Annotated in this window: 17 protein-coding genes; 9 read left to right on the top strand and 8 right to left on the bottom strand. The window is 66.3% G+C overall.

Features of this window, described 5'->3' with window-relative positions; genetic code table 11:
• Positions 1 to 157 precede the first annotated feature (157 nt).
• Positions 158 to 1,069: a hydroxymethylbilane synthase gene (gene hemC / locus ABE522_RS13690; protein WP_346592161.1), complete on the top strand. Its 912-nt coding sequence runs from the start codon at positions 158 to 160 to the stop codon at positions 1,067 to 1,069.
• Between the two features lie 120 nt (positions 1,070 to 1,189).
• Here hemC and ABE522_RS13685 read toward each other — a convergent pair whose 3' ends face one another.
• A complete protein-coding gene (locus ABE522_RS13685; RefSeq protein ID WP_346592160.1) occupies positions 1,190 to 1,966 on the bottom strand; it encodes a DUF481 domain-containing protein in 777 nt (258 codons plus the stop codon).
• Positions 1,967 to 2,067: 101 nt separating this feature from the next.
• Positions 2,068 to 2,787, bottom strand: coding sequence for a hypothetical protein (locus tag ABE522_RS13680; RefSeq protein ID WP_346592159.1), 720 nt, complete (start codon positions 2,785 to 2,787; stop codon positions 2,068 to 2,070).
• 39 nt (positions 2,788 to 2,826) lie between these two features.
• Here ABE522_RS13680 and ABE522_RS13675 point away from each other — a divergent pair, with 39 nt between their 5' ends.
• Both ABE522_RS13675 and ABE522_RS13670 read left to right on the top strand, forming a co-directional pair.
• The gene (locus ABE522_RS13675; RefSeq protein ID WP_042614559.1) at positions 2,827 to 3,792 is read left to right on the top strand and encodes a helix-turn-helix transcriptional regulator; all 966 of its coding nucleotides are present in this window, start codon (positions 2,827 to 2,829) and stop codon (positions 3,790 to 3,792) included.
• A 25-nt stretch (positions 3,793 to 3,817) separates the two neighbouring features.
• Entirely contained in the window at positions 3,818 to 4,609 is a 792-nt protein-coding gene (locus tag ABE522_RS13670; RefSeq protein ID WP_101101471.1) for a MetQ/NlpA family ABC transporter substrate-binding protein, read from the top strand.
• A gap of 45 nt (positions 4,610 to 4,654) precedes the next feature.
• Here ABE522_RS13670 and glpK read toward each other — a convergent pair whose 3' ends face one another.
• The 4 genes from glpK to ABE522_RS13650 all read right to left on the bottom strand — a co-directional run bounded on the left by glpK (position 4,655) and on the right by ABE522_RS13650 (position 9,403).
• Entirely contained in the window at positions 4,655 to 6,145 is a 1,491-nt protein-coding gene (glpK, locus tag ABE522_RS13665; protein WP_346592158.1) for a glycerol kinase GlpK, read from the bottom strand.
• A gap of 57 nt (positions 6,146 to 6,202) precedes the next feature.
• Positions 6,203 to 7,036, bottom strand: coding sequence for an MIP/aquaporin family protein (locus ABE522_RS13660; protein WP_346592157.1), 834 nt, complete (start codon positions 7,034 to 7,036; stop codon positions 6,203 to 6,205).
• 21 nt (positions 7,037 to 7,057) lie between these two features.
• A complete protein-coding gene (gene glpD, locus ABE522_RS13655; protein ID WP_346592156.1) occupies positions 7,058 to 8,563 on the bottom strand; it encodes a glycerol-3-phosphate dehydrogenase in 1,506 nt (501 codons plus the stop codon).
• A gap of 159 nt (positions 8,564 to 8,722) precedes the next feature.
• A complete protein-coding gene (locus ABE522_RS13650; protein WP_346592155.1) occupies positions 8,723 to 9,403 on the bottom strand; it encodes an OmpW/AlkL family protein in 681 nt (226 codons plus the stop codon).
• A 155-nt stretch (positions 9,404 to 9,558) separates the two neighbouring features.
• On the opposite strand from ABE522_RS13650, the gene ABE522_RS13645 reads away from it, so the two are divergent.
• The 3 genes from ABE522_RS13645 to lpdA all read left to right on the top strand — a co-directional run bounded on the left by ABE522_RS13645 (position 9,559) and on the right by lpdA (position 13,978).
• Positions 9,559 to 10,116 (top strand): DNA-deoxyinosine glycosylase, encoded by a 558-nt coding sequence (locus ABE522_RS13645; RefSeq protein WP_406846358.1) that lies wholly within the window; start codon positions 9,559 to 9,561, stop codon positions 10,114 to 10,116.
• Positions 10,117 to 10,326: 210 nt separating this feature from the next.
• Positions 10,327 to 12,057, top strand: coding sequence for a dihydrolipoyllysine-residue acetyltransferase (gene aceF, locus ABE522_RS13640; protein ID WP_346592153.1), 1,731 nt, complete (start codon positions 10,327 to 10,329; stop codon positions 12,055 to 12,057).
• Positions 12,058 to 12,163: 106 nt separating this feature from the next.
• Positions 12,164 to 13,978 carry a dihydrolipoyl dehydrogenase gene (gene lpdA, locus ABE522_RS13635; protein WP_346592152.1) on the top strand — a complete coding sequence of 605 codons (1,815 nt, stop codon included), beginning with the start codon at positions 12,164 to 12,166 and terminating at the stop codon, positions 13,976 to 13,978.
• Between the two features lie 46 nt (positions 13,979 to 14,024).
• Here lpdA and ABE522_RS13630 read toward each other — a convergent pair whose 3' ends face one another.
• Together ABE522_RS13630 and ABE522_RS13625 are read right to left on the bottom strand one after the other, a co-directional pair.
• Positions 14,025 to 14,288 carry a hypothetical protein gene (locus ABE522_RS13630; RefSeq protein ID WP_346592151.1) on the bottom strand — a complete coding sequence of 88 codons (264 nt, stop codon included), beginning with the start codon at positions 14,286 to 14,288 and terminating at the stop codon, positions 14,025 to 14,027.
• 339 nt (positions 14,289 to 14,627) lie between these two features.
• Positions 14,628 to 15,446 carry a porin family protein gene (locus ABE522_RS13625; protein ID WP_346592150.1) on the bottom strand — a complete coding sequence of 273 codons (819 nt, stop codon included), beginning with the start codon at positions 15,444 to 15,446 and terminating at the stop codon, positions 14,628 to 14,630.
• Positions 15,447 to 15,973: 527 nt separating this feature from the next.
• Between ABE522_RS13625 and ABE522_RS13620 the strand changes: the two genes are divergently transcribed.
• The 3 genes from ABE522_RS13620 (at position 15,974) to atpE (ending at position 17,528) form a co-directional block, all read left to right on the top strand.
• The gene (locus ABE522_RS13620) at positions 15,974 to 16,339 is read left to right on the top strand and encodes a hypothetical protein (RefSeq protein ID WP_182657364.1); all 366 of its coding nucleotides are present in this window, start codon (positions 15,974 to 15,976) and stop codon (positions 16,337 to 16,339) included.
• Positions 16,340 to 16,371: 32 nt separating this feature from the next.
• The gene (gene atpB / locus ABE522_RS13615) at positions 16,372 to 17,160 is read left to right on the top strand and encodes a F0F1 ATP synthase subunit A (protein WP_192082861.1); all 789 of its coding nucleotides are present in this window, start codon (positions 16,372 to 16,374) and stop codon (positions 17,158 to 17,160) included.
• A gap of 65 nt (positions 17,161 to 17,225) precedes the next feature.
• Positions 17,226 to 17,528, top strand: a complete 303-nt coding sequence (gene atpE / locus ABE522_RS13610) for a F0F1 ATP synthase subunit C (RefSeq protein WP_042614569.1) — start codon at positions 17,226 to 17,228, stop codon at positions 17,526 to 17,528.
• Positions 17,529 to 17,569: the final 41 nt, after the last annotated feature.

Here is a 17,569-nt window from a genome sequence, read left to right as displayed (position 1 = left end):
GGCCTTGAGCGGCAGGAGCCGCTATGAGCTACATGGACGTACTTGCGCGGGCCCCGCATGGCCTCCCCGCCAGACCCACCCCAGCTGCAGCTCTGGAAGCCCGGCACGAGGGGGTCTCACCCGTCCGCCCCCCATCCCGATGCGCGATAATGACCGCATGGATACCCTGCGCATCGCCACCCGCAAGAGCCCGCTCGCCCTCTGGCAAAGCGAACACGTCGCCGAACGACTCCGCCTCGCCCACCCCGGGCTGCATGTCGAACTGATCCCGATGAGCACCCGCGGCGACGAAGTCCTGGATCGCTCGCTGGCCGCCATCGGCGGCAAAGGATTGTTCCTGAAAGAGCTGGAACTGGCGATGCTGCGCGGCGAAGCGGACTGCGCGGTGCATTCGCTGAAAGACGTGCCGATGGAACTGGACGCGCCGTTCGTGCTGCCGGCGATCCTGCCGCGGCATGACCCGGCCGACGGCTTCATCTCCAACCTGTATGCCTCGCTGGATGCGCTGCCGCTGGGCGCGCGCGTGGGCACCTCGTCGCTGCGTCGGCAGGCCCAGCTGCGCGCGCTGCGCCCGGACCTGGAACTGCTGGACCTGCGCGGCAACATCAATACCCGCCTGGCCAAGCTGGACAACGGCGGCTACGACGCGATCGTGCTGGCGGTGGCCGGGCTGGAGCGATTGGGACTGGGGCACCGCATCGTGGCGCGCCTGCAGCCGCCACACTGGCTGCCGGCGCCCGCACAGGGCGCGGTGGCGGTGGAATGCGATGGCGGCAACGCTGAGCTGCTGCGCCTGTTCGCGGCGCTGGACGACGCGCGTACCCGCAGCTGCGTGGAAGCGGAGCGGGCGATGAATCGCACGCTGCATGGCAGCTGCCACGTGCCGGTGGCGGCGATCGCGCAGTGGCAGGGCGAGGACCTGCACCTGCAGGGACTGGTTGGCGGCGTGGCCGATGGCAGCGCGGTGCGCGCCGAGGCAGTGGGCCCCGGTGGCGATCCCGAGGCGCTGGGCAGGAGCGTGGCGCAGTTGCTGCTGGAGGGCGGGGCAGGCGAACTGCTGGCGGTGTGACGCTGGACCGGCGTGCATCACGCTGCCGACTGAAGTCGGCACTGCCGGAGATTCTGGTGCCGACCAAGGTCGGCACTACAGGAGCATCACGGTGCCGACCAGAGTCGGCACGACGGCGCCTTATTTGAACTTGTAGACCACGTTCATGGTGGTCAGCGTGTCGGTCTTCTGCTTGTCCTCGGCCACGTCGCTGTTGTGGCGCGCCTGCCAGGCGGCCTTCAGCGCGAGGTGTTCGTTCATGCTGACCGACACACCGAAATCGTTCTGCGCGAAGGTGTTGTACGAACCGGATTCGACCAGCAGCGTGTTGACCAGGTCGGTGTTGGGGGTCAGCGAATACTTGATGTCGAAGAAGCCGCGACCGATCAGGCCGGTACGGGTCTGGTCGTCTTCGGTGCTGTGGGTGCGGCGCACACCGGGGCCGACCTGCGCGTCCAGCGAGAAGCGGTCATTGCCCCACAGCCGGGTGCCGTAACCGAGACCGAACGAGCTCTGGCGATCATAAGTGGCGAAATCATCGCGCTCGTAACGGACCGTGGCGGTGATCTGGCGGTGCTCGCCCAGCTGCAACGCGCTGCCGGCGCTGCCGGTGTAGCGGTTGGCGGTGGTGTTGCTGACTTTGGTTTCGGTGCCGTCGTCGTTGGTCTGGATCGATTCCGAACGCGAACGCAGGCCGAACAGGTCCATGCTGTGTACCCAGTCGTCATCGGTGTAACGCAGGCGCAGGCGACCGTTGGCGCTCTCGGTGGTGCTGTTGCCGCGTGCCGAAGCGAAGCCCAGTTCACCGCCGCTGCCGCTCCAGGGAGAGGTCATCGCCGCCAGTTCGGCGGGGTCCTGGGCGAATGCCGCGGGAGCGGCCAGCAACAACGGAACCAGCAGGGAAACACGCAGGGACATCAGGAATTCTCCGGGGGGCGGGGATCGAACGCAGTGCGTGATGATAGCGTTAACCCCTCGCCGCCTCGACCGCGGATGGCGCCCTGCTTCAGTCGGCGTTTCTACAAATCCCCATTCAGGACAGAGGGAGCTGCGTCTCCCGGTGGCGGAACCTGCAGCGTCGGGTCATTCAAGCGGGAATAGCGCAGGGTGATCCGGTAGGGCTGCTGTTTGTTGAATCCATCGCGCTGGATCTGCCGCGGAAGGCCGTCGCCGCCGATCCAGTACTGCAGTGTCTCGCCGCTGCCGGCCGGGCCGTCGACCCGGTACAGACGCGTGGCCACGCCATCGATATCGGCCGGTCCACGGTCTTCAACGGCCAGCTCGCGCAGCGCCGCTTCAGACGGCAGCGGGCTGCGCCACTGCTCCAGCGTGCCAGTTGGCAGCGGCACCTGCTGCATGCGGCCCTCCGCCTGCAGGAAGAAGGTGTCGCCGATGATCGTCTGCACGCCGGCCGGTGTATCCAGCCGGTAGCGGTCCGGGGCCACGAAGTCCATCCCGCTGCGGACCACCTGGCCCGCCTGTGCTCCATGCAGGGTCATTTCGGCGTGGAAGCTGCGCAGGCCGGCGAAACGTCGGCTGGCCTCCAGCACGGCCGACGCCGGATCCACTGCCGGCGGTGCCGCCGGGGGCGCGGCATCGGCCAATGGCACGCTGGCCGGCGGTGGGGTGGGTTGTTCGCACCCCACCAGCAGCGCGGCAGCCAGGACCAGGGGGAAGCAGGGAAGCAGGCGCATGCGGGGCAGGCCGTGGCGTGGGGGATCGACACGATAGCCGATCATGGCCGCCACAATGGCCGCGAGTCGGACATAATCGGGGTCATGGACCGATACGAACGCATCACTGCCCTGCATCGTCTGCTCAAGTCTGCCCGCTATCCGGTCACGGTGGCGACGCTGCAGGACAAGCTTGGCTGTTCCCGTGCCACGGTCTACCGCGACCTGGCGTTCCTGCGGGATGCGCTGATGGCGCCGATCGAAGGCGATGGCGAGGCGGGCTTCCGCTACATGGCCGATGAAAGCGACCGCTTCGAGCTGCCCGGGCTGTGGCTGAGTTCGGAGGAACTGCACGCGCTGCTGGCCTCACAGCACCTGCTCGCGCGCACCGGCGGCGGCGTACTGTCCTCGGTGCTGGCACCGCTGCAGCAACGCATCGAAGGCCTGCTGGCGGCCCAGGCCGGCGTGTCCAGCTGGCCGGTGGACCGGGTCCGGGTGATTCCGCACCGGGTGCGCAAGTTCGACGAGGGCAGCTTCCGCAGCGTGGCGTCGGCGGTGCTGGAGCGGCGCCAGCTGGCGTTCGAATATCGCGCGCGGTCCACCGACGAGGCCACCCGCCGCACGGTATCCCCCCAGCGCCTGACCCACTATCGCGACAACTGGTACCTGGATGCCTGGGACCACGACCGCGATGCCCTGCGCAGTTTTGCCGTGGACCGCATCAACAAGGCGCGCGTGGTCGACGCACCGGCCACCGATGTCGATGACACCGTGCTGGATGCCCAGCTGGGTGCCAGCTATGGCATTTTCTCCGGCGCCCCGAAAGGTTGGGCGACGATCCTGTTCAGCGCCAAGGCCGCCCGATGGGTGGCTGACGAGCACTGGCACGCCAACCAGCAGGGCCGCTACCTGGCCGATGGGCGCTATGAACTGAAGGTGCCCTACAGTGTTTCCCGCGAATTGCTGATGGATGTGCTGCATTACGGTTCCGATGCCGAGATCATCGAACCGGTGATGCTGCGCGAACAGGCCAAGAGCCTGCTCGCCCTGGCCCTCAGCAATTACGAATGACCCTCTCCCCCGAGACCCTCCCATGATGAAGAAGTCCCTGTTGTTGTCCCTGTTCGCTGCCGTGGCCCTGGCCGCCTGTGGCAAATCCGGCGAACCCTCGCAGAAGCTGATCGTGGCCGCCACGGCGGTGCCGCACGCCGAGATCCTCGAGGTGGTCAAGCCGATGTTGAAGGAGCAGGGCGTCGACCTGGACGTGCGCGTGTTCAACGACTACGTACAGCCCAACGACCAGCTGGTGCAGAAGCAGGTCGACGTCAACTACTTCCAGACCGAGCCCTACCTGGACGCGTACAACCGGGACCGCAAGTCCGGGCTGGTGACCGTGGCCGGCGTGCACATCGAGCCCTTCGGCGCGTATTCGCGCAAGGTCAAGTCGCTGGACGAACTGCGCGAGGGCGCCGACGTGGTGATCCCCAACGATCCCAGCAACAACAGCCGCGCGCTGATCCTGCTGCACAACGCCGGGGTCATCCAGCTGCAGGACCCGAAGAACGCCCTGGCCACCCAGCGTGACATCATCGCCAACCCGAAGAACCTGAAGTTCCGCGAGCTGGATTCGGCGATGCTGCCGCGCGTGCTGGACCAGGTCGACCTGGCGCTGATCAACACCAACTACGCGCTGGATGCCGGCCTCAATCCCACCCAGGATGCGCTGGCGATCGAGAGCAAGGATTCGCCCTACGTGAACTTCCTGGTGGCGCGTCCGGACAACAAGGACGACCCGCGCGTGCAGAAGCTGGCCAAGGCGTTGACCAGCCCGCAGGTGAAGGAATTCATCGCGCAGAAGTACAAGGGCGCGGTGCTGCCGGCGTTCTGATCCATCGGTCCGCCGGGCAGGGCCCGGCGCTGACAGAACCCCGCGTTACCAGGCGAGGGCCGCTTTGACGGCCCGTTGCCAGCCCGCATACAGCGCCTCGCGCTGGACCGCGGACATGGTCGGCTCGAAGCGCCGGTCCACGCCCCATTGGGCCGCGATCTGCGCACGACTCTCCCAGAAGCCGGTGGCCAGGCCCGCCAGATAGGCCGCGCCCAACGCCGTGGTTTCGGCCACCCGGGGGCGCAGCACCGGCACGCCCAGCAGGTCGCTCTGGAACTGCCCCATGAAGTCATTGGCGATCGCCCCGCCGTCGGCGCGCAGTTCCTTCAGTTCGATGCCTGCGTCGGCCTGCATGGCGGCCAGCACGTCGCGGGTCTGGTAGGCCATGGATTCCACCGCCGCGCGGATGAAGTGTTCCTTGGTGGTGCCGCGGGTGACCCCGAACATCGCGCCGCGCGCGTCGCTGCGCCAGTACGGCGCGCCCAGCCCGACGAAGGCCGGCACCAGGTAGACCCCGCCGGTATCGGGCACGCGCTCGGCATAGGCCTGGCAATCGCTGGACTTGCCGAACATGCGCAGCCCGTCGCGCAGCCACTGCACCACCGAACCCGCCACGAAGATCGAGCCTTCCAGCGCGTACTCCACCTGGCCGTCGACATTCCACGCGATGGTGGTCAGCAGGCCATTGTTCGATGTGACCGCCTGGCGGCCGGTGTTCATCAGCATGAAGCAGCCGGTGCCATAGGTGTTCTTGGCCATGCCCGGTTCGAAGCAGGCCTGCCCGAACAGTGCTGCCTGCTGGTCACCGGCGATGCCGGCGATGGGGATCTGGCGATCGAAGAAGAACTGCGGCCGCGTATGGCCGTACACCTCGCTGCTGCTGCGGACCTCCGGCAGCATCGCGCGCGGAATGTCCAGCAGCGCCAGCAGCTCGTCGTCCCAGGCCAGTGTGTGGATGTTGAACAGCAGCGTGCGCGCGGCGTTGGTCATGTCGGTCACGTGCACCGCACCGCCGGTGAGGTTCCAGATCAGCCAGCTGTCGATGGTGCCGAACAGCAGCTCGCCGCGTTCGGCCCGCGCCTGCGCGCCGTCCACGTGGTCCAGGATCCAGCGGATCTTGGTGGCGGAGAAATAGGCATCCACCACCAGCCCGGTGCGTTCGCGGATCAGCGCCTCATGGCCACCGGCCTTCAGCTGCTCGCAGATCGCCTGGCTCTGGCGCGACTGCCAGACGATGGCGTTGTGGACCGGCTGGCCGGTCGCTTTTTCCCACACGACCGTGGTTTCGCGCTGGTTGGTGATGCCGATGCCGGCGATGCGGCGCGGATCGACCTGCTGCTGGTTGAGCAGTTCGGTCAGGGTGGTATAGACACTGGTCAGGATCTCGCGCGGGTCGTGTTCCACCCAGCCGGGCTGCGGGAACAGCTGGGCGAACTCACGTTGCGCGCTGCCCGCGATACGACCATCACGGTCGAACAGGATGGCACGGGAACTGGTGGTGCCCTGGTCGATGGCAAGGATGAAATCAGGTTCCATGAAGGTGTCCTGGTCGGTTCGTGGGACGCTGCGCCAGCGACGCGCGCGGCAGGGAGTTCATTGTGCGCCGCGGTCGCTCGCAACGATCGTGGAATCTGCCAGCGCACGCTGGCGCGCCGGCAGGAACGGCAGGATGAGCCAGCGGTAGGCGGCGCCGCCGAGTGCGCCACCGATGAGCGGGCCAACGATGGGGATCCACCAGTAGTGGTGTTCGGCCGGCAACGCGGCGCGGTCCCAGCCCGCGAGCCAGGCGAACACGCGCGGACCGAAATCGCGGGCGGGATTGATCGCCCAGCCCTCCAGATAGCCCATCGACGCGCCGATGCAGGCCACCAGCAGGCCGACCATCAGCGCCCCGCTGTTCGCCCCCGGTGCGGCTTCGTTGTAGCGCTCGGTGATGGCGAAGATGCCGAACACCAGGAACGCGGTCAGGATGACCTCGTTGCGCAGCGCATGCAGCGGCGTGACCACCCATCCCGGTGCAGTGAAGAACACCCCGGCCGCTCCCCCTTCAGCGCGGGTCATGCCGTGCAGGTCGTTGTAATGGTCGATGACCGGGCCATACAGCAGCAGCACGATCGCCGCGCCGACGAAACCGCCCAGCACCTGCGCCGCCCAGTACGGCAGCACGCGTGTCCACGGGAAACCGCGGTGCAGCGCAAGCGCCAGGGTCACCGCCGGATTGGCGTGGGTGCCCGATACCGACGCCGTGGCGTAGATCGCAACGGTGACCGCCAGTCCCCAGGTGATGCACAACCCCCAGTAGGCATGCTGGTAGGGACTGGGGTCGTACAACAGGTACATGGCGGCTGCAGAGCAGCCGATGCTGATGATGATCGCCACCGCGACCGCCTCGGAAATCAGTTCGCCTGCAAGCTGCCGTCGTGACATGCGGTGTTCCTCATCGTGCCATCAGGGAGAGCCCACGGCACGGCGGCCGGTGGCTGCGTGGGTGTCCAGCCAGCGCGCCAGCCGATGCTGCTGCGCGGCGTCCAGCGCCAGGCCCAGCCGGGTCCGTCGCCACAGTACGTCATCTGCCTGGCGCACCCATTCGTGCGCACACAGGTAGCGCACTTCGGCTTCATGCAGATCGGCGCCGAAGTGCGTGCCGAGCGCGGCCATCGAATCGGCCTGGCCGAGGATCAACGCGGCCCGCGCGCCATAGGTGCGGGCCCAGCGCGCCGCGAGCGCCGGCGGCAGCCATGGCCATTGCGTTGCCAGCCAGGCCGCGCCCTGCGCCGGCGTGCCGCGTTCGGCCCCGGGCAGCAGCGCGCCGGTGGCTGTCCATGCAGGCGCCGCATTGCCGCCATGGCGCACCAGCAGGTCAACCGCCTCTTCGGCCAGGCGCCGATACGTGGTCAGCTTGCCCCCGAGTACGTTCAGCAGCGGCGCGCCCTCGGCATCCAGTTCCAGCCGGTAGTCACGGCTCACCGTGCTGGCCTCCGCGTCCGCGTCATCCAGCAGCGCGCGCACCCCGCTGAACTCCCACACGATGTCGCGCGGGCGGGTCTGCTGGCGGAAACTGCGATTGGCCGCGGCGCACAGGTAGTCACGCTGTGCATCGTCCACCTGCGCAGCGCCGGGATCGCCATCGAAATCCACGTCGGTCGTGCCGATGAGGGTGTAGTGGTCTTCGAAGGGAATGGCGAACACGATGCGGCCATCGGGCTGCTGCAGCAGGTAGGCATGGTCGTGCGCGTACAGTGCCGGCACCACGATGTGGCTGCCCTGTACCAGGCGCAGCGGCACGCGCCGGGTCAGGCTGATGTTGTCGACGAACCCTGGTGCCCACGGGCCGGTCGCATTGACCAGCATCCGCGTGCGCACGCTTCGCTGCGTGCCATCCGGGTCACGCAGGTCGACCGACCAGCCATCCGCCTCCCGCCAGGCCTGCTCGCAGCGTGTGTGCGTCCATATGCGGGCGCCACGTTCGGCGGCATCGATGGCATTGACCACCACCAGCCGGGCGTCCGGCGCCTGCGCGTCGGTGTAGGTGAATCCACGGCGCAGGCCGTCGTGCAGCGGTGCGCCAAGCGGATGGTTGGACAGCCGCAGCGAACGCGATCGAGGCAGCTGCGGTGATCGTCCACCCAGGTGGTCGTAGAGCCACAATCCCAGGCCGATCAGCCACGCGGGCCGAAGGTGGGACGCATGCGGCAGCACGAAGGGCAGCGGCTGCACCAGGTGCGGCGCGATCCGCAGCAGGACCTCGCGTTCTTTCAACGACTTGCGGACCATGCCGAACTGGCGGTGTTCCAGGTAACGCAGCCCGCCATGGATGAGCTTGGAGCTCGCACTGGACGTGTGCGAAGCCAGGTCGTGCTGTTCGCACAGGGCGACATCCAGCCCGCGTCCGGCCGCGTCGCGGGCGATCCCGGTTCCGTTGATCCCACCGCCCACCACCAGCATGTCGAGCATCAGTGATCGCCCTTCGGCAGGCATCTGCCGTCTCTGGGCCCGAGCCTAGCGCACTGCGTCTGGCGGAAATGGGGCATGCGCACGGTTGTGCGCGCGCGGTGGAACGACAACGGGCCCCGAAGGGCCCGCTGCAGTGAAACGATGCTGCCTGCGACGTGCTTAGAAGCGCGCGCCGATACCGAAACCGACAGTCCACGGATCCAGCTTGGCGTCTGCGCCGGTACCTTCGCCGCCGACCTTCACTTCCGGACGGGCGTGCATGTAGCGCGCGTCGGCACGGGCGAACCAGGTCGAGTTGATGTTCATGTCGACGCCGACGGTGCCGATGGCGCCCTTGGCGGTTTCCAGGCCGATGTGCTCGGTGACGCCCGGGGCGGTCAGGGCTTCATTGCTGAAGTTCGACTCGTAGTAACCGACGCCGACGAACGGACGGAACACGTTGTCCGCCTGGCCGAAGTGGTACTGGCCGCTCAGTGCGATCGGCTGCTGTTCCACGGTGCCCAGGCGCTCGTTGCCGACGCCGCGCACGCGGTGGTTGAACTTGTCGGCTGCGCCCCACAGTTCAACGGCCCAGTTGTCGTTGATGTAGTAGCTCAGGCTCAGGGTCGGGGCCGGGCCGCCGTCGAACTTGCGGATGCCTTCAACCGGATCGTTCTTCGGCTGCAGCAGCGCAACGCCACCGACAACGGCGAAATGCTTGCCCGACGCCGTGTCGTTGGTGGAGGTGTAATCGGTGCCGGCCGGACGTTCGACCGTGGTCGAATAGTCCTGCGCGAAGGCGTTCGGGGCAAACGCGGCGGCGGTCAGCAGGGAAAGGCTCAGGATACGGATGGAGCGCATGGGGGAATCTCCTCGGGGTTCTTGTTGTAGGTCCCCAGTCGGGGCGCAGCCAACGTATTCCCGCGAACATGAATCGCATCCGACGCGCGTTAAAAATTAGTTGGATGCGTTCAGCAAAGCGCGGGAAATGCCTACTGCGATGTAGAGTTGCGTCAATGAAAGATGTTCATGCAGATCGTCAGGATGTGACTGAAAACGACATATGCATCGGGTTGCCTGCGCAGCTCGGTGCGCACGCGCGGGTGCTGGTGCTGGGTTCGATGCCGGGTGTGGTGTCCCTTCTCCAAGCCCGCTACTACGCGCATCCACGCAACCGTTTCTGGCCGCTGATGTCGCGGATGTGCGGCGTGGATGCGTCGTTGCCGTACGCCGCCCGGCTCGCCGCGCTCAATGCCGCGGGCGTCGGGCTGTGGGATGTCATCGGCCAATGCCGGAGGCGGGGCAGCCTGGACTCCGCGATCGTGCGCGGTAGTGAAGTGCCCAATCCGATCGGCGCGTTGCTGGCCACGCTGCCGGCCCTGCAGCTGGTTGCCTGCAATGGCGCCGCAGCGCACCGCGCGTTCCAGCGCTTCATCATTCCGGCGCTGCAGGACCCGCCGCAGGTGCCAGTGGTGGCGCTGCCATCGACCAGCCCCGCCAACGCGGCCGCCTCGCTGGATGTCCTGCAGCAGGCCTGGCAACCGGTGGCCGCGGCGCTGGGTGGCCGGGCCTGAGGGCGCGCACGCGGGCGACGGCTGGCCTGGAAGGAGACAATACGCCACCGACTGGAAGCGGCTGGCGCCATGCCCTCGCAACGCAAGCGCGCTGCTACAACAGCGTGTCCCGGGACAGTGCGGACTGAAAACGCCATCAACGGTTGGCGAGGGGGCCATGCTGGCCGCACAATAGAGGATTCCCTACACCAGATTGCCGGAGTTATCCCCATGGCCGAAATCAAGGAAGCCCTCGTCCCCGATATCGGTGACTACAGCGATATCCCGGTAATCGAGGTGCTGGTCGCCGTCGGCGACACGGTCAAGAAGGACCAGGGGCTGGTCACGCTGGAAAGCGACAAGGCGACGATGGAAGTGCCGTCCTCGGTCGCCGGCGTGGTCAAGGAGATCAAGGTGAAGGTCGGCGACAACCTGTCTGAAGGCAAGGTCGTGGCGCTGATCGAGGTCGCTGAAGGTGACGCACCGGCTGCCAAGCCGGCCGCCGCCGCTGCCGCACCTGCGCCGGCCAAGGCTGCCGCTGCCCCGGCGCCGGCTGCCCAGCAGAGCGCCCCGGCCGCTGCCGCCCCGGCCGCCGCCGCCGGTGGTGGCGCGGTGGAAGCGCTGGTCCCGGACATCGGCGATTACTCGGATATCCCGGTCATCGAGATCCTGGTCGCCGTGGGCGACACGGTGAAGAAGGACCAGGGCCTGGTCACGCTGGAAAGCGACAAGGCGACGATGGAAGTACCCTCGTCGGTCGCCGGCGTGGTCAAGGAGATCAAGGTCAAGGTCGGTGACACCCTGTCGCAGGGCAAGGTCGTGGCGATCATCGAAGCCGAAGGCGCGGCCAATGCCGCTCCGGCGCCGACCAAGGCCAATGCCGCGGCCAACGAAGCGGCCGAAACCGCCACCAAGGTCGAGCCGGTCGCCGTGCCGGCACAGCCGGACAAGCTGGCTGCCCGCGAGATCGCCAGCGCCCCGTCCGCTGGGGCGCCGACCAGCCCGCCGGTGCAGTTCAACGCCGACAGCGTGCTGCCGGCCAAGGTGCCCTATGCCACCCCGGCGGTGCGCGTGTTCGCCCGTGAACTGGGCGTGGACCTGTTGCAGATCAGCGGCACCGAAAAGGGCGGTCGCATCACCAAGGGCGACGTGCAGAAGTTCGTCAAGGCCGCACTCACCGGCGGCGCTGCGGGCACGTCCGCACCGGCTGCTGCCGGCGGTGGCCTGAACCTGCTGCCGTGGCCGAAGGTCGACTTCAGCAAGTTCGGCGAGGTCGAAGTCCAGCCGCTGTCGCGCATCAAGAAGATTTCCGGTGCGAACCTGGCGCGCAACTGGGCCATGATCCCGCACGTCACCCAGTTCGAACAGGCCGACATCACCGAGCTGGAAGCCCTGCGCGTGGCGCTGAACAAGGAAAACGAGAAGGCCGGCATCAAGCTGACCATGCTCGCCTTCCTGGTCAAGGCCAGTGCTGCGGCGCTGAAGAAGTTCCCCGAGTTCAACGCCTCGCTGGATGCCAGCGGCGAGAACCTGACCCTGAAGAAGTACTTCAACATCGGCTTTGCCGCCGACACCCCGAACGGGCTGGTCGTTCCGGTGGTGCGCGATGTCGACAAGAAGGGCGTGGTGCAGATCGCGCAGGAAAGTGGCGAGCTGGCCAAGAAGGCACGTGACGGCAAGCTGGGCCCGGCCGACATGAGCGGTGGCTGCTTCTCGATCAGCTCGCTGGGCGGCATCGGTGGCACCGCGTTCACGCCGATCGTCAATGCGCCGGAAGTGGCGATCCTCGGTGTGTCCAAGTCGTCCATCCAGCCGGTCTGGAATGGCAAGGAGTTCGCGCCGAAGCTGATGTTGCCGCTGTCGCTGAGCTACGACCACCGCGTCATCGACGGTGCACTGGCCGCACGCTTCACCACCTACCTGTCGCAGGTACTGGCGGACATGCGCCGCGTACTGCTCTGATCGAGCCGGCAAGCCCCTCCGTGTGGCCGCCGCCCTGCGCGCGGCCGCGTGACGAACTGCAGCAGACGCCCGCCGGCCATCCCGCGCGGGCATGAAGGAAACCACCATGGCCACGATTGAAGTCAAGGTTCCCGACATCGGTGATTACAGCGATGTGCCGGTGATTGAAATACTGGTCGCCGTCGGCGACACGGTGAAGAAAGACCAGGGTCTGCTGACCCTGGAATCGGACAAGGCAACGCTGGAAGTGCCGTCCTCGGCCGCCGGCGTGGTCAAGGAGCTGAAGGTCAAGCTCGGCGATACGCTGTCCGAAGGCGCCGTCGTGGTGCTGCTGGAAGCGGAAGGTGAGGGCGCTGCACCTGCTGCGCCGGCCAAGGCGGCCGCACCCGCTGCGGCTGCCGCGCCGAACAGCAAGCCGCCGGTCACCCCGTCGCACCGTGCGCCGGCTGAACCGGCCGCGCCGAAGCCCGCGCTGTCGTCCGGCAAGGCCGCCGACATCGAATGCGCGATGGTCGTGCTGGGCTCCGGCCCGGGCGGCTACACCGCCGCGTTCCGTGCCGCCGACGTCGGCCTGGATACCGTCATCGTGGAACGTTACGCGAGCCTGGGCGGCGTCTGCCTCAACGTCGGCTGCATTCCGTCCAAGGCGCTGCTGCATGCGGCGGCGGTAATCGATGAAGTCGCCCATGCCGGCGATTTCGGCGTGGAATTCGGTGCGCCGAAGATCACCCTGGACAAGCTGCGCCAGTACAAGGAAAAGGTGGTCGGCCAGCTGACCAAGGGCCTGGCCGGCATGGCCAAGCAGCGCAAGGTGCGCAGCGTGCAGGGCGTGGGCCGCTTCGTGTCGGCCAATGAACTGGAAATCACCGCCGAAGACGGCAGCACCCAGCTGCTGCGCTTCCAGCAGTGCATCATCGCAGCGGGTTCGCAGGCAGTGAAACTGCCGAACTTCCCGTGGGACGACCCGCGCGTGATGGACTCCACCGATGCGCTGGAACTGGCCGACGTGCCGGGCTCGCTGCTGGTGGTCGGTGGCGGCATCATCGGCCTGGAAATGGCCACCGTGTATGCCGCACTGGGCAGCAAGGTCACCGTGGTGGAGTTCATGGACCAGCTGATGCCGGGCGCCGACAAGGACCTGGTCAAGCCGCTGGCCGACCGCCTGAAGAAGCAGGGCGTCGAAGTGCACCTGAAGACCAAGGCCTCCGGCGTCAGTGCCGACGCCAAGGGCGTGACGGTCACCTTCGAAGCCGCCGCGGAAGGCGAGACGCCCGCTTTGCAGCAGGGCACCTTCGACCGCGTGCTGGTGGCCGTGGGCCGCTCGCCCAACGGCGGCAAGATCGGCGCGGAAAACGCCGGCGTGCAGGTGTCCGATCGCGGCTTCATCCCGGTGGATCGCCAGATGCGCACCAACGTGCCGCACATCTTCGCCATCGGCGACATCGTCGGCAATCCGATGCTGGCCCACAAGGCCACCCATGAAGGCAAGCTGGCTGCCGAAGTTGCGGCCGGGCACAAGAAGGAATGGGTCGCACGGGTGATTCCGTCGGTGGCCTACACCAACCCGGAAATCGCCTGGGTCGGCGTGACCGAAACCGAAGCGAAGGCCAAGGGCCTGAAGGTCGGCGTGGCGAAGTTCCCGTGGGCGGCCAGTGGCCGTGCCATCGGAATCGGTCGCACCGAAGGCTTCACCAAGCTGATCTTCGACGAAGAGACCCATCGCATCATCGGTGGCGCCATCGTCGGCGTGCACGCCGGCGACCTGCTGGCGGAAATCGGCCTGGCCATCGAGATGGGTGCCGAAGCCGAAGACATCGGCCACACCATCCATGCCCATCCGACGCTGAGCGAATCGGTGGCGATGGCATCGGAAATCTACGACGGCACGATCACCGACCTGTACCTGCCTAAGAAGAAGTGATGCGTTGAAGAGCTCCGTCAGCCGACGGAGCTCTGTCTGCCCGTGGTCAGCCGACGCGGCTGCATCCGTACAGTGTCGCGCCATGGCCAATCAGCCGCCACGCGTCTGCTTTTGCTCCCGCGAGCGTCAAGGCAACGACCCTGACCGTATCAAGGCCGCCGCCTGCCGGGGAGTAGCTGCACTCCCATACATAGGTGCGGGGAAGCGCGCTGCCGGAATCGCCGGCAACGGGCGGACCAGCCTGTGCCGGGCTGAAGACTGCGGCGGCTGCGAGTGCGAGTGACACGGCGATGAAGGTGATCTGTTTCACGGCGTTAATCTCCTGGACTGGATGCAGAATCCGGAATTCGACATTCGATAACGAAGGTCTGCGATTGCGGAACTGATGGCCCCGCACAGTTGATGGTCGGTCGCCAGCAAGGGTCGGGACAGCGGGCTATCTGCCGTATTAGGGTCAGATTCGTCCGCTGACGGCCGTATGGCGCGATTACGTCGGGGTCCACTGTCCGGCAGCCCTGCCTGCGGTGACCTCGGACCTTGCGCGACCCTTGTCGCCCCTCATGGACGTATCTGCGCGCATGGTTGCGGCTTCCGGATCCATAAAAAAACCCCGGGCAAGCCCGGGGTTCCTGTGGTGCGCCGTGCGGGATCAGAAGGAGAGGCTGACGCCTGCCACCGGACCCTTGAACTCCTGCTTCAGGCCGATCACGCCGTCGCTGCCCTTCTGGTCGACGTCCAGCTTGAACCAGTCGTAGCCGGCGAACAGGCCGAAGTTGTCGGTCAAGCGGTACTCGACGATCGCGTTGGCGCGGCTCAGGTCGCCTTCGTAGTCATCGAAGCTGCCCCAGCTGGTGTTGAGGTACTGGCCCTGCAGGTTGATCATCCAGCGATCAGCCGGGTTGAAGGTCAAGCGTGCACCGACCACCGGCGCCACGCCGTTTTCCTTTTCATCCAGGAAGCGGCCGTTGTAGACATTGCCGAGGTCGGCGTAGCCCTTGGCGCTGATCTGCGCCCATTCGGCACCGATCTGCAGGCCGAGGTCGAAGCGGTCGGTGTCCACCACCGAGTAGTCATACACCAGGGTGGCGACCTGGTACTTCAGCTCGGCCTTGACGAAGCTGCCTTCCGGCACGCTGATATCGCCGAAGGCGATGCCGTCGTTCAGCGTCTCGCGGCGGTCCTTGTCCCACTTGAAGTAATCGAAGATCAGGCGCTGGCGGTCGCTGAAGCGGAACACGCCATCCACGCGCGGCTCCCACTCCTTGCCGCCCATGCTGAAATCTTCGTTCAGGTTCACATCCTGGTCGGCAATAGTGGTGCTGCCGCGGATGGTGTTGTCGGTATCGATGTTCATCGCACCCAGGCGCAGCGTGAAGCGGTCATCGCCTTCGGCAGCATGCGCGTTGGAGGCAAAGCCGGCGCCGACGGCGGCCAGCGAAAGAGCGAGCAGGGTGGTAACGGGGCGCATCGGCAGGAATCCTTGCAGTGGTTCAACGAAAGTTGCGCCACTATCGCTACCTCCGCGTCCACCATTCGTGAGCGTATTGTGTAGGCAGCGTCTTCACAGGTCGCTATCAAGTGTGACGACCAACGGTCGTCACCCACCGGAGCACGGTCGTCACCCACCACGATACCGTAGACCCGAGCCATGCTCGGCGAGCGCAGCGGCACGAAAAAAGTCCCGCCGGGCAGCGGCGGGACCCCGTGCAGACCTGCGCAACTGCGCCGACGAGGATGAGAGAGGGCAGGTCGGAAGGTAAGACCTGCTGCCGCGACGAAAGTTCAATGCTGCACTGCCGCACCGGCGGGAGCCCCGCTGGGCCTGATTGTCCCGCCCCCGGCGGGAAAAAACCCGACCATCCGGCAACTTGCACCCATCCGGGATGAACACGCAGCGGTTGTCTCGCAAATTGTCCCATTGCTATAATTTGGCGGCTCGACGAGGCACCACGCTGCTGCCTCATGCCAATCACTCCAATTGTGCGGGACGTCTCTGTGCTGAATTCCGTTGATCCGGGTCGGCGACTGATGCTGCGCGCCGCGGTCTACCCGCTGGCCGCAGTGATTGTCCTGGCCCTTGGCTTCCTGCTGGTGAGTCCGAAACATGCGCTTGGCGCACTGCTTTCCGGTCTCGCGGTTTCGGCCGGTGGCTGGGTGGCGGCACGGATGGCGCTGGGCGGTGGGGTACAGGCAGCTGGCTCGGCAATGGCAAGGCTGATCATCGCCGTCGTTGCCAAGTGGGCCGTGGTGTTTGGTGTGTTGATCGCAGGCATCCTGGTGTTCAGGCTGCCGGCGGTGGCACTGCTGGCCGGTATCGCGGTCGGCTTGATGTTCCAGGTCCTGGCTCTGGCCAGGCGTTGATCGACTTTCTTGATAACTAAGGTTCCGGACACATGGCAGGCGAGGCGCTGACACCCACCTCCTATATCCAGCATCACCTGCACAACCTCACCGTTGGGCATGGCAGCCCGTGGGCGCTGCACCTGGATACCATCGCCACGTCGGTCCTGATGGGTCTGGTGATGGTTTTCGCCTTCTGGATGGCGACCCGCAATGCCACGGCCGGCGTGCCGGGCAAGTGGCAGGCCTTCGTGGAGATCTGCCTGGAGTTCGTTGACCGCCAGGCCAAGGACACCTACCACGGCACCAGCAAGCTGGTGACCCCGATCGCGATCACGATCTTCTTCTGGATCCTCCTGATGAACCTCATCAAGATGATCCCGGCCGACTTCATCGCCATCCCGCTCGAACTGCTGGGCGTGCCGTACTGGAAGCCGGTGCCGACCGCCGACGTCAATGCCACCCTCGGCATGTCGATCAGCGTGTTCTTCCTGATGCTGTTCTTCGCGCTGCGCTCGAAGGGCATCGGCGGCTTCACCAAGGAATTCCTGACCGCCCCGTTCGGCAAGTGGATGCTGCCGTTCAACCTGATCCTGAACATCGTGGAGTGGCTGAGCAAGCCGATTTCGCTGGCGATGCGACTGTTCGGCAACATGTTCGGCGGTGAAATCGTGTTCCTGCTGATCTGGGTGCTGGGCGGTGCAGGTATCGCCGGCATCTTCGCAGGCGCGTTCGCCGGCTTCGGCTGGATGCTGTTCCACCTGCTGGTGATCCCGCTGCAGGCTTTCATCTTCATGATGCTGTCCATCGTGTACCTGAGCCTGTCGGAAGACGCTCACTGAGTTTCGCTGCACCCTTCATCCGTTAGTTTCCAAATCCCTTAGCAATCACGTTCCCGGAGAAAACCATGTACTTCGCCGTCCTGACCAATCTCGCCCAGGTCCAGAGCTCCACCGTCCTCGCCGTCGGCATCATGATCGGCCTGGCCGCGCTGGGCGCAGGCCTGGGTCTGGCCATCATGGCTGGTAAGTTCCTGGAATCGGCCGCGCGCCAGCCGGAACTGATCCCGGTGCTGCAGGTCCGCATGTTCATCACCGCCGGCCTGATCGACGCCGCGTTCATCATCTCGGTCGCCGTGGGCCTGCTGTTCGCCTTCGCCAACCCGATGGTCGGCGAGTTCGTCGCCCGCCTGCCGGCAGTGGCTGGCTGATCCAGCCCCAAGTGAAACGACCGGGCGCTTCGGCGCCTGGT

The organism is Stenotrophomonas lacuserhaii (assembly GCF_039674585.1).
GTDB lineage: Bacteria > Pseudomonadota > Gammaproteobacteria > Xanthomonadales > Xanthomonadaceae > Stenotrophomonas > Stenotrophomonas pennii_A.
The sequence above is the reverse complement of the archived record's forward strand: the minus strand, read 5'-3'. Positions and strand labels throughout refer to the sequence as shown.